This is a genomic window from Paenibacillus sp. HB172176 (assembly GCF_011947265.1).
Lineage (GTDB): Bacteria > Bacillota > Bacilli > Paenibacillales > Paenibacillaceae > Pristimantibacillus.
This window is the reverse complement of record NZ_JAATHD010000036.1, coordinates 21213-36519: the sequence shown is the minus strand read 5'-3', so window position 1 is coordinate 36519 and position 15307 is coordinate 21213. Positions and strand designations below refer to the sequence as shown.

Annotated in this window: 13 protein-coding genes; all 13 read left to right on the top strand. The window is 53.2% G+C overall.

What is annotated here, in order from left to right:
- Positions 1 to 120: 120 nt before the first annotated feature.
- Positions 121 to 1824 carry an ATP-dependent protease LonB gene (gene lonB, locus HFP08_RS27170; protein WP_168123780.1) on the top strand — a complete coding sequence of 568 codons (1704 nt, stop codon included), beginning with the start codon at positions 121 to 123 and terminating at the stop codon, positions 1822 to 1824.
- A gap of 38 nt (positions 1825 to 1862) precedes the next feature.
- On the top strand, positions 1863 to 4238 hold the full coding sequence (lon, locus tag HFP08_RS27165; protein WP_168123779.1) for an endopeptidase La: 2376 nt from the start codon (positions 1863 to 1865) through the stop codon (positions 4236 to 4238).
- Positions 4235 to 4822, top strand: coding sequence for a ribosome biogenesis GTP-binding protein YihA/YsxC (yihA, locus tag HFP08_RS27160; RefSeq protein WP_168123778.1), 588 nt, complete (start codon positions 4235 to 4237; stop codon positions 4820 to 4822). Before lon ends, yihA begins: the two co-directional genes overlap by 4 nt.
- Before the next feature lie 218 nt (positions 4823 to 5040).
- On the top strand, positions 5041 to 5631 hold the full coding sequence (locus HFP08_RS27155; RefSeq protein ID WP_168123777.1) for a non-ribosomal peptide synthetase module: 591 nt from the start codon (positions 5041 to 5043) through the stop codon (positions 5629 to 5631).
- A gap of 295 nt (positions 5632 to 5926) precedes the next feature.
- Positions 5927 to 6325 carry an adenosylmethionine decarboxylase gene (speD, locus tag HFP08_RS27150; RefSeq protein WP_168123776.1) on the top strand — a complete coding sequence of 133 codons (399 nt, stop codon included), beginning with the start codon at positions 5927 to 5929 and terminating at the stop codon, positions 6323 to 6325.
- A 206-nt stretch (positions 6326 to 6531) separates the two neighbouring features.
- Positions 6532 to 7920, top strand: a complete 1389-nt coding sequence (gene hemA, locus HFP08_RS27145) for a glutamyl-tRNA reductase (protein ID WP_168123775.1) — start codon at positions 6532 to 6534, stop codon at positions 7918 to 7920.
- Positions 7921 to 8020: 100 nt separating this feature from the next.
- On the top strand, positions 8021 to 8833 hold the full coding sequence (ccsA, locus tag HFP08_RS27140; protein ID WP_168123774.1) for a cytochrome c biogenesis protein CcsA: 813 nt from the start codon (positions 8021 to 8023) through the stop codon (positions 8831 to 8833).
- A gap of 24 nt (positions 8834 to 8857) precedes the next feature.
- Positions 8858 to 9517, top strand: coding sequence for a precorrin-2 dehydrogenase/sirohydrochlorin ferrochelatase family protein (locus HFP08_RS27135; RefSeq protein WP_168123773.1), 660 nt, complete (start codon positions 8858 to 8860; stop codon positions 9515 to 9517).
- A complete protein-coding gene (gene hemC / locus HFP08_RS27130; RefSeq protein WP_168123772.1) occupies positions 9517 to 10479 on the top strand; it encodes a hydroxymethylbilane synthase in 963 nt (320 codons plus the stop codon). The genes HFP08_RS27135 and hemC overlap by 1 nt, the downstream gene beginning before the upstream one ends.
- Before the next feature lie 2 nt (positions 10480 to 10481).
- Positions 10482 to 12044: a uroporphyrinogen-III C-methyltransferase gene (gene cobA / locus HFP08_RS27125; protein ID WP_168123771.1), complete on the top strand. Its 1563-nt coding sequence runs from the start codon at positions 10482 to 10484 to the stop codon at positions 12042 to 12044.
- Between the two features lie 23 nt (positions 12045 to 12067).
- Positions 12068 to 13063 (top strand): porphobilinogen synthase, encoded by a 996-nt coding sequence (gene hemB / locus HFP08_RS27120; RefSeq protein ID WP_168123770.1) that lies wholly within the window; start codon positions 12068 to 12070, stop codon positions 13061 to 13063.
- A gap of 4 nt (positions 13064 to 13067) precedes the next feature.
- On the top strand, positions 13068 to 14366 hold the full coding sequence (gene hemL / locus HFP08_RS27115; protein ID WP_168123769.1) for a glutamate-1-semialdehyde 2,1-aminomutase: 1299 nt from the start codon (positions 13068 to 13070) through the stop codon (positions 14364 to 14366).
- 20 nt (positions 14367 to 14386) lie between these two features.
- Complete coding sequence (locus tag HFP08_RS27110) at positions 14387 to 15307, top strand: RluA family pseudouridine synthase (RefSeq protein WP_168123768.1); 921 nt, start codon at positions 14387 to 14389, stop codon at positions 15305 to 15307.

Genomic DNA, 15307 nt, shown 5'->3' with positions numbered 1-15307 from the left:
TTTCTTTTCCTCAGGAGAAATTCCGTAATTTATCATTTCGAACAGCAACCCGCGATTATTCCATCATCCAAGAGGCAATACTGTCATAATACGGATGATTTTGAAGGGAGCGGGTAGACGATGAATTTAAGTCTCGTATTAATGTTGATTCAAGTTTTTTTTGCTGTGGTAATTGGATTGTATTTCTGGAATTTGCTTCGCAATCAGAAGACCAATCGATCGGCGGTTGACCGCGAGTCGAAGAAGGAAATGGATAAACTGAAAAAACTGAGATCGGTTTCGCTGACAAAACCGTTGGCGGAGAAGACACGTCCGCAGACGATGGGGGATATTATCGGACAGCGAGACGGATTGCGCGCGCTCAAAGCGGCATTATGCAGTGCGAATCCGCAGCATGTCATTATTTACGGACCTCCCGGAGTAGGGAAAACGGCGGCAGCCAGAGTGGTGCTGGAGGAAGCGAAAAAAAATCCGAGCTCGCCGTTTCTGCCCCAAGCGAAATTCACGGAAATCGACGCGACTACCGCGAGATTCGATGAGAGGGGCATAGCGGATCCGCTTATCGGTTCCGTGCATGATCCAATCTATCAAGGCGCAGGAGCTATGGGCGTGGCGGGTATTCCGCAGCCTAAGCCGGGCGCTGTCACGAAGGCGCATGGAGGCATTCTGTTCATCGATGAAATCGGGGAATTGCATCCCGTTCAGATGAATAAGCTGCTGAAGGTGCTCGAGGATCGCAAGGTCTATTTGGAAAGCGCGTATTATAATTCGGAGGACGCGAATATACCTGTATATATTCATGATATTTTTCAGAATGGCTTGCCTGCGGATTTCAGGCTGGTAGGAGCGACGACGCGTTCGCCTCAGGATATTCCTCCAGCGATTCGCTCTCGCTGCATGGAGGTCTATTTCCGTCCGCTGCTCGCGGATGAAATCGCCGAGGTTGCCCGGAACGCGGTGAAGAAAATTGGATTCGGACCTTGTCCGGAGGCGATCGACGTGGTAAAGCGATACGCGACCAACGGCCGGGAAGCGGTTAACGTTATTCAACTGGCGGCAGGCGTCGCCTTGTCCGAGAAGCGGGACGCCATAACGGCGGCGGACATTGAATGGGTGGTGAACAGCTCGCAAATTCCGCCGCGTCCGGATCGGAAGGTTCCTGCAATGCCTCAGGTGGGTTTCGTGAACGGGCTGGCGGTGTATGGGCCGAATCTGGGCACCTTGCTCGAGATCGAGGTAAGCGCCATTCCGGCCGGTGCAGGAAGAGGCCAATTCACGATTACAGGCGTAGTGGATGAAGAAGAGCTTGGCGGCGGCTCCAGGACTCTGAGGCGCAAGAGCATGGCGAAGGGATCGGTTGAGAACGTTCTGACCGTTCTGAGGCGCATCGGCCTCAATCCGCAGGATTTCGACCTGCATATTAACTTTCCCGGAGGAACGCCAATCGACGGCCCCTCTGCAGGAATAGCGATGGCGACAGCCATCACCTCCGCCATTCGCAAGGAGAAGATCGACAATAAGCTGGCAATGACGGGAGAAGTCGGCATTCACGGCAATGTGAAGCCGGTAGGCGGCGTCCTGGCCAAAGTGGAGGCGGCATTTCAGGCAGGTGCGGAGCAGGTTATTATTCCGAAAGAAAACTGGCAGGCGATTTTTGCCGATCTTAACGGATTGAAGGTTATTGGGGTCGACCGTATTGAAGAAGTATTCAAGCATGTATTTCCGAAGTCCGCGTTGCCGGCAACAGAGGCCGAAACGCCGTTTGGAACGGAGCTGTTCGTCCCTCCGACCCTTCCCTATTTGCAGGCGGAATCCGCTGAATGATAAAATAAAGGCAGAAGTTAATGAATGGAGGTGCCGGTATGGGATCTGGCAAATCGAAAAGCCGTCCTTTGCCCTTGCTTCCGCTACGGGGGCTGCTTGTATATCCGAGCATGGTGCTTCACCTGGACGTGGGCAGAGACAAGTCGGTTCGCGCGCTGGAGCATGCGATGGTGAATGATCACATGATTTTGCTTTGCTCGCAATCCGAAGTGAATATCGAAGATCCTGCCGAGGAGGATATTTATAAAGTCGGGACGATCGCCAAGGTGCGTCAAATGCTTAAACTGCCTAACGGGACTATTCGTGTCCTGGTGGAAGGCGTTGTAAGGGCAGAGGTGCAGAGCTATCTGGCGAATGATCAATTCTATGAGGTACAGGTAAAAGAGCTTCACGAGGACGAATCGGATGATACCGAGGTCGATGCGCTGATGAGAACGGTGCTCAGCCAATTCGAGCATTATATCTCGCTATCGAAGAAGGTGACGCCCGAGACTTACGCGGCAGTATCGGATATCGATGAACCGGGGCGTCTTGCCGACGTCATTACCAGCCATTTGTCGCTGAAGATCAAAGACAAGCAAGATATTCTGGAGACGGTGGATGTCCGGGCCAGACTCGAGAAGCTGCTTGATCTGCTGAATAACGAGCGCGAGGTGCTCGAGCTGGAGAGACAGATCAATCAACGCGTGAAGAAGCAGATGGAGAAGACGCAGAAGGAATATTATTTGCGCGAGCAGATGAAGGCGATTCAGAAGGAGCTCGGCGAGAAGGAAGGGCGTGCCGGAGAAGCGGAAGAGCTGAGAAATCAGCTTGTGGAAGCGGGCATGCCGGAATCCGTGCAAGAGAAGGCGATCAAGGAGATAGATCGACTGGAGAAGATGCCTCCATCCTCGGCGGAGGGTGGGATCATCCGCAATTATATCGATTGGTTATTGGCATTGCCGTGGAAGGCTGCAACGGAAGACGATCTGAGCCTGGACAAAGCGGAGACGATACTGGACGAGGATCATTACGGCCTCGAGAAGCCGAAGGAGAGGGTGCTCGAATATTTGGCGGTGCAGCAGCTCGTCAAAGAGATGAAAGGACCGATTCTCTGTCTCGTCGGCCCTCCGGGCGTGGGGAAGACCTCTCTGGCTCGCTCTATCGCGAAATCGCTTAATCGGAAATTCGTCCGCATCTCGCTGGGCGGGGTGCGCGACGAAGCTGAGATCAGGGGGCATCGCAGAACGTATGTCGGAGCCATGCCAGGGAGAATCATTCAAGGCATGAAGACGGCAGGCAGCTCGAATCCCGTTTTCTTGCTCGACGAGATTGACAAGATGGCGATGGATTTCCGCGGCGATCCCGCTTCAGCGCTGCTTGAGGTGCTGGATCCGGAGCAGAACAATACGTTCAGCGATCATTATATTGAACTGCCCTTCGATCTGTCCAAGGTCATGTTCGTCACAACGGCCAACGCCATGCATAATATTCCGCGTCCGTTGCTTGATCGCATGGAAGTGCTCTATATTCCCGGCTATACGGAGCTTGAGAAGCTGGAGATTGCCGTCCGGTATCTGGTGCCGAAGCAGAAGCGCGATCACGGCATAGAGGAGGATCGGCTGCAGTTGTCCCAAGAGGCGGTACAGCTGCTGATCCGGGAATATACGAGAGAATCGGGCGTTCGCAATCTGGAGCAGCAGATCGCTGCCGTATGCCGCAAGGCAGCCAAATTTTTCGTCTCGAGCAAGCCGGGGGAGGGCGAGGAGCAGCAACCTCTTAAGGTCGACACGGCGCTGATGAAGGAGTGGATTGGACCTCCGAAATTCAGGTACGGCACAGCGGAAATCGAGAATCAAATCGGAGCGGTTACGGGTCTCGCCTGGACCGAGGTCGGCGGAGACACGCTTGTGATTGAAGTAACCGTGCTACCGGGCAAGGGCAAGCTGACGCTTACGGGCAAGCTTGGCGACGTGATGAAGGAGTCTGCGCAAGCCGCGTTCAGCTACACAAGATCGCGCGCGAGCCAGCTTGGAATCGACTCCGACTTTCACGAGAAGAATGATATCCACATCCATATACCCGAAGGCGCCATTCCGAAGGATGGACCGTCCGCCGGCATTACAATGGCAACTGCGCTCATCTCGGCGCTGACGGAGCGTTACGTCAATAAGGATGTGGCAATGACAGGAGAAATTACGCTGCGAGGCAGGGTGTTGCCGATCGGCGGGTTGAAAGAGAAGTCGCTGGCGGCTCACCGTGCGGGAATCAAAAAAATAGTGATGCCCAGGGACAATGAGCGCGATTTGCGCGATATTCCGGACAGCATACGGGACGATATGACGTTCGTGCCCGTCAGCCATATGGATGAAGTTCTGGAGCATGCGCTGCTGCCGGCAGCAACGGAGGAGAAAGCAGGGACGACCATTTCATGAAAATTACAGACGCACAATTTATTATAAGCGCGGTCCAGCCGCATCAATATCCTGAGGATGCCTTGCCGGAGATCGCTCTGGCAGGGCGTTCGAATGTAGGGAAATCATCTCTTATCAATAAATTAATTCTTCGCAAAAACTTGGCTCGAACGAGCTCCCAGCCTGGAAAGACGCAGCAGCTTAACTATTATCGCGTGAATGATCTCATATACTTGGTCGATTTTCCCGGTTACGGCTACGCCAAGGTTTCGAAGACGCAGCGGGAGCAATTCGGAACCATGATCGAGACCTATCTGCAGGAGCGCGAGCCGCTTAAGCTGCAGCTGCTCGTTATCGATATCCGCCACGAGCCGTCGAAAGACGATCAACTCATGTACAAGTGGCTGAAGCATTATGAGATTCCAACCTGCATCGTATGCACGAAGGCCGATAAGATTCCAAAGTCCAAGTGGGCCAAGCATGTGAAGATGGTGAAGACGGTGCTGGAGGCGGAGCCCGAGGATCCATTTGTGCTGTTCTCGTCCGAGACGGGGCTTGGACGCGATGAACTGTGGCAGATCATATCCGAGAAAATCGCCAGATAAGCAAGAAAGCGCAGGAAGTTCTTCGCAAAAGCAGAGGATACAGCGCAATTTATTGGATTACTCGCTGATAATTCCGATATTTCTTGAAATATGCGTAAATATCGAAGCTCGCAAGCAGGAATATATCGGCCGGATCACGTATAATGTTAATAAGCAATGCTGATAAGGCTCTCATAAGGAAGAGGAACAGAGTCTCAAAGAATTGAGGATTGATTTTTATGGCTAAGCGGCTAGCCACTGAGTATGTTAACGCTAAATTGCAGCTGAAGCATGAAGAAATGGCCCGATTTATTACATTTATGGAGGATCAACAGCTGCGATCGCAGGTGCTGGTGCTCGATAACGGTAATCAAGAGCTTGTCCTGCAGGATGTGGCCGGAAGGGAAGAAATCAGATTAACTTTCGAACGCAGGCAGGATGGCTATGTGTGTGAACTTAATTGCCGACTCCTTGCACCCAAATTGACGAACGCGATGCGCAAAGCCCTGTCGACGTTTCGAGGCAGCGCGATTGTCAATCGCATATACAGCCATTATACGATGATCTATCACTATAAGAACGGCGCGGTGCAGCTTATTGTCGAGAGCACAGCTTCTGGACAACGAGTCGTGTTCGAACACAAGGATACGCTCGGACAGCTGGAGCGTGTGTTCCGGAGCCGCTTGATCGAGAGGGAAATTTCTCTTATTCAAGGAGCGGTTAATGAGCTGCTGGATTTGCGCAATCAAGCTCCAGGCTCGCATGAGCTTGAGGAAATTGACCGGCGGCTTTCCCAGCTTACGCATAAGCTTTTTGTACTGGAGGCATAACGGCTGGCACGGGGAGAATTTGATGGAGATCGCTTCCAAGCGGTCTCTTTTCTTTTTGGGCGAACAGCAGGGAATGTTTTTGAAAAAAACTATTGCAATTCTTACGGATAGATGTTATTTTTAGTTTCGTTGAAAACATTGTAATGCGATTCAATTGGAGTGCCAAATTAGGAACCAGGATTCACTCAGGACATGGATATGTTGCGAGAGCTTAAACCCTCGGGAAGTGAATGACGTAGGTCCTAGCGGATGAAATTTTTCAAACATTTTATTCCTAGGAAGGGGGAACCGGAAGATGGAATACTCAACTTTCGGAAGACACGTTGCTGTTGATGCTTGGGGTGTAGATTTTGATTTGCTGAACAGCGCACAATTTTTGAAATCTCACATGGTAGAGGCTGCAGAAGCTTGTGGAGCCACGGTATTGTCCGTACAGGGCCAACAATTTGAGCCTCAAGGCGCAACGGTGCTCGTACTGCTGTCAGAGAGTCACCTCTCGATTCATACGTATCCTGAGAGAGGCTTTGCCGCGCTTGACTGTTATACCTGCGGTGAAACGGTTGATCCTCAGCTGGCGATTGATTACATGCTTGCCGTATTGAAGCCGAAGACGGCGCATGCCAAGAAGCTTGTTCGCGGCATGGGTGAATTACAGGTTGTAGAGCCGGATATGAAACAAATCGAGCTTGTCTAGCAAGCAAGCTCATTCATGAATGATATGGGAATAACCATGGAGCAATCCATGGTTATTTCTTTGGGCAAAAAGGGAATAATGGGGATGTAATTTTCAAACATTATTCATATATGAAGCCTTAAGGATTGGTCGAATTATGTTATAATCATGACAAAGAGAAGGAAACGGATTGTTTTTCATCGAAGCAAGGAGGCAGGTGGGAAGAGATGCACATCATTTCAGTCGGACTAAATTATCGAACAGCGCCTGTGGAAGTGAGGGAGAAATTCACTTTCGCCGAAAAGGATCTGCCACGGGCCTTGCGAGGCCTAATGGACACGAAGAGCATCATGGAATGTGTGATCGTCGCCACTTGCAATCGGACGGAATTCTATGCTGTCGTTGACCGGCATCAGCTCTGCGGACATTATATTCGCAGCTTCATGGAGAGGTGGTTCGGACTATCAAGAGAAGAGTTTACGAATCATCTGTACATGTACGAGGACGAGAAGGCGATCGAACATCTCTTTCGCGTCACAAGCGGGCTTGATTCGATGGTTATCGGAGAGACTCAAATTTTGGGACAGGTAAAGCAAGCCTTTCTCTTGGCTCAGGCGGAGAAAACGACAGGAACGGTATTCAATATGCTGTTCAAGCAGGCTGTCACTATGGCCAAACGCGCGCATTCGGAGACGATGATCGGGGAAAGCGCGGTATCGGTCAGCTATGCGGCAGTCGAGCTCGGCAAGCAAATATTCGGATCCTTCCACAAGAAGTCTGTTATGATTCTAGGAGCTGGCGAAACAAGCGAGTTGACCGCCAAGCATCTATATGCGAACGGCGCGACGCAAGTGATTGTGGTGAATCGCACTTACGAGCGGGCAGCCAGTTTGGCAGATAAATTCAACGGGACGGCTTATTCGATGGAGGAAGCGATCTCGAAGCTGCACGAAATTGATATTATGATTAGTTCGACGGGCTCCGATGGTTTTGTGATATCACGCGAACAAGTGCAGGAGGCTATGCGCAGGCGCAAATCCAAGCCCCTGTTCATGATTGACATCGCCGTTCCCAGAGATCTTGATCCATCCATAGCTGCTGTAGAGAATGTGTTCTTGTATGATATTGACGACCTCGAGAATATCGTGCAGAGCAATCTGGAGCAGCGCCGTTCGGAGGCTCTCAAGATCGAAGAGATGATTCGCCAGGAGCTGGCCGCATTCGATCAATGGTATAGAACGCTGGGAGTAGTGCCTCTTATCCGCGCATTGCAGACGAAAGCGTCAGACATCCATATGGAAACGATGGACAGCTTGACGAAGAAGCTTCCTGACCTGGACGAGCATGAGATGAAGGTTATTCGAAAGCTGACGAAGAGCATTGTGAACCAAATGATGCAGGACCCGATTCTACGCATCAAAGAGATGGCTGGCGAGAAGCATCCCGAAGAAGCAATGGATATGTTCGTCAAGTTATTCGCTCTCGAAGAGCAGTTAAATCAATCCCGGCAAGCGGAAGACGTTAAGCTTGAAGATAATGCCGAGACGATAAAGTCTGCTCTTGGTCATAAGCAAACTCCGGTTGTGACTGCCGTGCCCGTTTTCGCGCATCCATGATCTTGAAGGCGGCAATCGCCCATTCTCCTGAGTGAAGCACGCCTTGCGGACAGAAGGAGGCGCAACCGTTTCGCCTCGGCAGTTGCGGATTGGAGGAGCCATGGCAACAGAGAAATGGATATATGATGTGATTATATATATATACGCCCTGAGCTTACTGTTTTATTTCTCCGATTTTATGAGCGCAAGTCGGAGAGCCAAACGGATAGGTGCAGGGCTGCTTATTTTTGTTTGGGGATTGCAAACGGTATACTTGTTGTCGAAGCTTCTGTCGCATCTTCAACTGCCGGAGATTTCGCCATTCGAGTATTGGCTGGGCTTCTCTTGGCTGCTTGTGACCGTGTCGCTTGTTATTAGCCGATTTATAGCCATCGATTATATTGTTTTCTTCGTGAACGTCGTGGGCTTTGCCGTGCTTGCGCTCAATCTGTACAGCAGTCCGTCCGACGGAATGGACTATTCCATGTCGGATACGATGAGGGAGATGCTCTACGTTCATATCAGCCTCGTTCTATGCGCCTACGCGGCGCTTACGATCGGCGCTTTGCTGTCGGGCATGTATATGTTCTTGCATCATCGATTGAAACATAAGAAGTGGTCGAGATTTGTGCGCCGATTTCCCAGCCTGGACAGCATTGAGCGTTATGTGGATCGAACGGTTATTGTTGGACTGCCGCTCCTCGCGATGTCGCTTGCCGTTGCGGTCACATCGTTGCTGGTGGAAGGTCGGGAATATTTGCTGCTGGACTGGAAGGTGCTCAGCTCCGTCGGGGCGTTAATCATGTACATTGTCTATGTCTATCAACGGGCGGTGAATCAAAAGCCCGCTCAGCAGCTGGCCAAGCTGTATCTGGCTTCATTTGCCGTTATGCTGCTGAATGTGTTGACCAGCTCCTTGTCTTCGTTTCATTAGGCTCGCAACGGAAGGAGGAACGTTATGGAGGAACTTGACGGCAACGGTTATTATCCGGTTGCCTTGCGGGTAAGCGGAATGCGATGCGTTATCGTTGGAGGAGGTCCGGTTGCCGAGCGCAAGCTGAAGGGACTCGTTCAAGCGGGCGCAAACCGAATCGATGTGATTAGTCCTGTTGCAACGGAAGGCATACAATCTTTTGTGGAATCGGGAAAGGCCCGCTGGATTAGAAGAGCGTTCGAACAGAATGATTATTGCGAAGCCTGGCTGATTATCGCCGCAACGGACAACGCGCCTCTTAACGAAGAGATAGCCGAGCAATCGAAGCAACGGCAAATTCTGTGCAACCGGGCGGATTATTCGGATGGAGGGAGCTTCCTGACGGCTTCGACGGTTCGCAGAGGCGATTTGCTCGTTTCGGTAACGACATCCGGAGCAAGCCCGGCGCTTGCCCGCAAGCTTGGGCAAGAGCTTGAATCTTACATAGACAAAGCTTACGGCGAAGCGGTGGCGGATTTGAGAGCGCTTCGGACTGTGGTGCTCGAACAAGTGGAGGACCGCAAGCTCAGAAGAGAAATACTTCAATTGGCGGCCCAGGAAATTTTGGAGGAACAGAATGCTGGCGGAGACGCTCAGCGGTGGTTCTTTCATTTGTTGAAGAGGCTGAAGGGGAGAAACGATTAATGACGAATAAGAGCGATAAACGCGTAATTGTAGTAGGAACAAGACAAAGCGGACTTGCATTGACGCAGACCGGTCAAGTCATAGAAGCTCTGGAAAAAATTTGCGAGCAGCACGGCTACAACTATCAGTTCGAAATTCATAAGGTAGTGACGAAGGGAGACCGGATCCTGGATGTAACGTTATCCAAGGTGGGAGGCAAAGGCTTGTTCGTGAAGGAAATCGAACAGGCGCTGATGGATAAGGAAATTGATCTTGCGGTGCATAGCATGAAGGATATGCCTTACGAGCTGCCCCAGGGGCTGATGAATGGCGCGACGCCGCGAAGGTTCACGCCGCTCGATTGTTTGATCATGAAGGAAGGAAGTTCAATCGACGATCTTCCGCAAGGGGCGCGAGTAGGAACCAGCAGCCTCAGACGAGCAAGTCAACTGAAGCATGCAAGGCCGGACCTGCAGTTGGAATCGATTCGGGGAAATATTGATTCGCGTATTCGCAAGCTGGATACGGAAGGCTTTCAAGCGGTCGTGCTTGCGGCTGCAGGCATGACGCGGATGGGCTGGGAGGATCGCATATCGGCCACTATACCTGTTGATATATGCTTGCCCGCTGTCGGACAAGGCGCGCTGGGCATCGAATGTCGCTCGGAGGACACGGAGATCAGGGAACTGCTCGCGCATCTGAACGACAGAGAGACGGAGCTTGCCGTGCTTGCGGAACGAAGCTTTCTCGGCACCTTGCACGGTGGCTGTCAAGTGCCGATCGGCGCTTACGCGACTCTTGTATCGCAGGAAGAAGGAGAGCAGCCGCTGCTCGAGCTAACGGGCATGGTAGGCACGCCCGACGGCGCAACCCTGCTCAAGGAAATGCAGCGGGGACGCGATCCGGAGCAGCTCGGCAGAGATGTTGCGAATGTGCTTATCGCCGGCGGAGCGGACCGAATTCTTGCTGAAATCGGAGGCTGAACATGAAGAAGGGGAAGGTTTATTTGGTCGGCGCGGGACCGGGAGATCCCCGGCTGATAACTGTGCGGGGGTTGCAATGCTTGCAGGAATGCGATGTTGTGGTGTATGACCGGCTTGCAAGTCCGCGTTTGCTTCAGCATGTCAAGAGCGAGGCAGAACGGATTTATGTAGGGAAGCTGCCGGATCGGCATACGATGAAGCAGGAGGAAATCAATCATCTTCTCGTCGATCTTGCGCTGCAAGGCAGGACGGTGACCAGGCTGAAGGGCGGAGATCCTACGATCTTCGGTCGGGTAGGCGAGGAAGCCGGGCTGCTCTATGACAATGGCATCGAATTCGAGATTGTGCCGGGCATTACTTCGGCGATAGCCGTTCCGGCTTATGCCGGCATTCCGGTCACGCATCGCGACCTGGCGTCGTCGCTTTCGATTGTTACCGGGCATGAAAGCCCGGACAAGCTGGACCGCTCCATCCATTGGGACAAGGTGACCAATGCTACCGGCACGTTGATCTTTCTCATGGGCGTTGCCAAAATCGGGTATATTGCCGAACAGCTTATTCGCCACGGCAAGCCTTCCGATACGCCGGTTGCGCTTGTGCGCTGGGGAACGAGGGTCGAGCAGCAGACGATCGTCGGCACTTTGAGCTCAATCGAGCAAATCGTACGGGAGACGAATTTCAAGCCGCCGGCTGTCATTGTCGTCGGCGAGGTTGTATTGCAGCGCGAGAAGCTGAGATGGTTCGAGAGAAAGCCGTTATTCGGCTTGCGAGTATTGGTTACAAGAGCCAGGGAGCAAGCGAGCGAGCTGTCGGCAGCCATAGAGGAGCTCGGCGGCGAGCCTTGCGAATTCCCGGTTATTGCAGTTCGGGAGCCTTCCGATCCTGATGCCGCGGAGCATATTCGGGAGCATATGGCAGCTGGGCAGCATTATGATTGGTTGATGTTTACAAGCGTGAACGGCGTTGACTATTTTTTTCGCTATCTAAGCCGTTTCAAGCTCGATATTCGAAGCTTCAACAAAGCCCGCATTGCCGCGGTTGGCCCGAAGACGGCCGAGGCGCTCGCCAAGCGAGGCTTGATCTGCGAAGAGCTGCCCGTCAGCTTCCATGCGGAAGGCTTGCTTGACAGCATTCAGGACAAGCTGCAAGCGGGTCAGCGCGCGCTTCTGCCGCGAGGCGACCTGGCGCGCGAGGTACTGCCGAGAGAGCTTGAGCGCCTTGGACTTAAGACGACGGTTATCGATGTCTACGAGACGGTTCTCGCGGAGAAGCAAGAGGATTGGGCATTGGAGATGATTCGCGAGAAGGAAATCGGCATGATTACTTTCACAAGCTCGTCAACGGTGGCGAATTTGATGGAGGTATTGCGCCGAAGCGGCGTCGAGGAGCCGGCCAAGCTTCTTGCGGGCGTGCCTGTTGCCAGCATTGGACCGATTACTTCGAAGGCGGTTCGAGCGGCGGGTCTCGAGGTGACCGTCGAGGCTCTGGATTCAACCATCGACGGGTTAATACAAGCGATTGTGGATGCCCGAAGGGCAGCAACACGCGCGGGAGAATCCGAATAGAACTGAAGAAGGAGCGATAAGCAATGAGTTATCCTGTTACGCGAAATCGGAGATTGCGCCGTACGCCCGGCTTGCGGGGTTTAGTGCGGGAAACGGTACTGAACCGATACGATTTCATCTATCCTTTGTTCGTTGCATGCGGCGAAAATAGGAAAGAAGAAATTCCGTCCATGCCAGGCGTGTATCATTATTCGCTTGATCGATTGAAGGATGAAATTCAAGATATTGTAGACGCCGGAATTACTTCGGTGCTGCTGTTCGGCATACCCAACCATAAGGATGAGCTGGGCACTTCCGCTTATGAAACGGACGGCATTGTGCAGAGAGCGATCAGGGCGGTTAAAGAATGGGCGCCGGAGCTTGTAGTGGTCGCCGACACTTGCCTGTGTCATTATACCGATCATGGCCATTGCGGCTTTATTCGTCAGGATGAGCTAACGGGAGCGGCGGTGGTGGACAACGACAGGTCGCTGGAGCTGCTAGTTCGCACCGCGGTGTCCCAGGCGCAGGCGGGAGCGGATATTATCGCTCCATCCAACATGATGGACGGGTTCGTGCATGCAATCCGAGCAGGGCTCGACGAAGCGGGCTTCGAGGATATCGCGATCATGTCCTACTCTGTTAAATACGCCTCCGCATACTACGGTCCGTTCCGGGACGCCGCGCATTCCGCGCCGCAATCGGGCGATCGCAAGACGTACCAGATGGATCCGGCGAATGCGCGCGAGGCCGCGCGCGAGGCGGAGTCGGATGTGCAGGAAGGCGCCGATATGCTGATGGTGAAGCCCGCGCTTGCTTATATGGACATGATTCGTATGCTGAAGGAGCAGTTCGATCTGCCGGTAGTTGCGTATAATGTTTCGGCGGAATATGCGATGGTGAAGGCGGCAGCCGCGAATGGCTGGATCGATGAGAAGGCCGTTGTGCTCGAGACGCTGACCGGCATGAAGCGCGCCGGCGCGGATATCATCATTACCTACCATGCGAAGGATGTTGCTCGCTGGTTGAAGGGAGAATGAAGAAATGTCAGATGGCGTAAGAATAGACAAAAAATCGGCGGAGGCGTTCGCAAGGGCCAAGAAGGTCATTCCCGGAGGCGTCAACAGCCCGGTGCGGGCCTTCAAATCGGTTGGATTGACGCCTGTTTATGCAGAGCGTGGAGAAGGCTGCCGGATCTATGATATTGACGGCAATGTCTATATTGATTACATCGGCTCATGGGGGCCGCTTATTATGGGGCATGCTCATCCGGAGGTCGTCGAAGCGATTCGCAAAACGGCGGAGAAGGGCACCTCCTTCGGCGCTCCGACTGAGCTGGAGACGTTGATGGCGGAGCTCGTCTGCGAACGCGTGCCATCGGTTGATGTTGTGCGGATGGTGAATTCCGGCACAGAAGCGACGATGAGCGCCTTGCGGCTGGCCAGAGGGTATACGAAACGAAGCAAGATCATGAAATTCGAGGGTTCCTACCACGGCCATGCGGACAGCTTGCTCATCAAGGCGGGCTCCGGCGTCGCGACGCTCGGCTTGCCTGACAGCCCAGGCGTTCCGGAATCGATCGCTTCGCATACGATAACGGTACCTTATAATGATCTCGAATCCGTCAAGCTTGCTTTCGAGAAGTTCGGTGAAGAGATCGCATGCATTATCGTAGAGCCCGTCGCCGGCAATATGGGCGTTGTCCCGCCGTTGCCTGGATTCCTGGAGGGCTTGAGAGACATTACAAGCGAATTCGGCAGCTTGCTTATTTTCGACGAGGTCATGACCGGGTTCCGGGTCGGCTATAGCTGCGCTCAAGGGCTGTATGGCATCACGCCGGATCTAACCTGCTTCGGCAAGGTTATCGGCGGGGGATTGCCCGTCGGCGCGTATGGCGGCAGACGAGACTTGATGGAGATGATGGCGCCGAGCGGCCCGATCTATCAAGCGGGAACCCTGTCCGGCAATCCGCTCGCCATGGCTGCGGGCTACACGACGCTCAAGCTGCTTACGCCAGATGTCTACGAGTCGCTCGAACGGAAGGCTGTTCGTTTGCAGCTGGGTTTTGAAGAGAATGCTTCGAAGCATAATGTACCGTCGACAATCAATCGCGTCGGATCGATGATTTGTCCGTTCTTCACGGAGAAGACCGTCATCAATTACGATTCGGCCAAGAGCGCGAATGTGGATCGATTCAAAGCCTATTTCGGACATATGCTGAATCTGGGCATCTCGATCGCGCCCTCGCAGTTCGAAGGCATGTTCGTATCCGCGGCGCACAACGACCAGGATATCGACGCTACCATAGCGGCGCATGACGAAGCGTTAAGCAGACTTTCTTAGGAAGCTGGAGGCATCGCGTTATGAGAGAGAGACAAGCTTCAAGAAGAGGCGAGTGGTTGGAGCTTGAGCTAGAACAATTCGGGGCCGGCAGCCATCCGCATCAATTGCGGCAATGGCTGCTGGCCCGCTCCATGTTCCCGGCCAAGTGGATCAACCGACTGTTCTCGATTGGCGGCATACGACTGCGAGAGGGTCGCATCCAACTGCTGGCGTTCCCCGCGGTGAAGCCTGCCGAGGATGAATTGTACCGAGCTGCCATGCGCATGGAGCTGGAGCACGCGGTTCCCGTTCTCTACGAGGACGATTACTGCCTTGTACTGCACAAGCCGGCGGGAATGCCGGTTCACAGCTCTTACGCGGGACAGTTTGGCACGCTTGACCAGGCGGCTGCCCGCCATTTATTAAACGTGGGAGATCCGCTTGCCGTGAAGCATATTCACCGACTGGACGACGATACGTCGGGGCCCGTCTTGTATGCGAAGAACGACTTGGCTCAGTTCAGGCTCGACGAAGCAATGCGCGAGAAGCGGATCGAGAGAATCTATCTCGCTGTTGTGGAGGGATATGTATCCAAAAAGGCAGGAGTTGTCGATCAGCCCATTGGCAAAGATCGTCATCATGCCAAGCGGCGGAGAGTATCTCCGAACGGCGAGAAGGCGTTAACCCGTTTCGAAAAATTGGCGGCAAACGATCAGTGGTCGCTTCTGAGGCTGCGGCTTGAAACGGGCAGAACGCATCAGATCCGCGTGCACATGAGCTATATCGGCCATCCGCTTGCAGGAGACGTCCTGTACGGAGGGGCGGACCGGGCGTTGCAGCACCAGGCTTTGCACGGGGAGACGCTGTTATTCTCACATCCCTTGCATGGCGATAAAATCGTGGTTGAAGCGCCACGACCGTCCTGGCTCCATGCTTTTGCCAAGCGAATTGAAGAGAGATGA

Bases quoted from the DNA above. Each gene is read 5' to 3' on its own strand.
- HFP08_RS27155 (WP_168123777.1), top strand. From the start codon at position 5,041: ATGGCTAAGCGGCTAGCCACTGAGTATGTTAACGCTAAATTGCAGCTG.
- yihA (WP_168123778.1), top strand. From the start codon at position 4,235: ATGAAAATTACAGACGCACAATTTATTATAAGCGCGGTCCAGCCGCAT.
- cobA (WP_168123771.1), top strand. From the start codon at position 10,482: ATGAAGAAGGGGAAGGTTTATTTGGTCGGCGCGGGACCGGGAGATCCC.
- hemB (WP_168123770.1), top strand. From the start codon at position 12,068: ATGAGTTATCCTGTTACGCGAAATCGGAGATTGCGCCGTACGCCCGGC.
- hemL (WP_168123769.1), top strand. From the start codon at position 13,068: ATGTCAGATGGCGTAAGAATAGACAAAAAATCGGCGGAGGCGTTCGCA.
- HFP08_RS27135 (WP_168123773.1), top strand. From the start codon at position 8,858: ATGGAGGAACTTGACGGCAACGGTTATTATCCGGTTGCCTTGCGGGTA.
- speD (WP_168123776.1), top strand. From the start codon at position 5,927: ATGGAATACTCAACTTTCGGAAGACACGTTGCTGTTGATGCTTGGGGT.
- hemC (WP_168123772.1), top strand. From the start codon at position 9,517: ATGACGAATAAGAGCGATAAACGCGTAATTGTAGTAGGAACAAGACAA.
- ccsA (WP_168123774.1), top strand. From the start codon at position 8,021: ATGGCAACAGAGAAATGGATATATGATGTGATTATATATATATACGCC.
- hemA (WP_168123775.1), top strand. From the start codon at position 6,532: ATGCACATCATTTCAGTCGGACTAAATTATCGAACAGCGCCTGTGGAA.
- lonB (WP_168123780.1), top strand. From the start codon at position 121: ATGAATTTAAGTCTCGTATTAATGTTGATTCAAGTTTTTTTTGCTGTG.
- lon (WP_168123779.1), top strand. From the start codon at position 1,863: ATGGGATCTGGCAAATCGAAAAGCCGTCCTTTGCCCTTGCTTCCGCTA.
- HFP08_RS27110 (WP_168123768.1), top strand. From the start codon at position 14,387: ATGAGAGAGAGACAAGCTTCAAGAAGAGGCGAGTGGTTGGAGCTTGAG.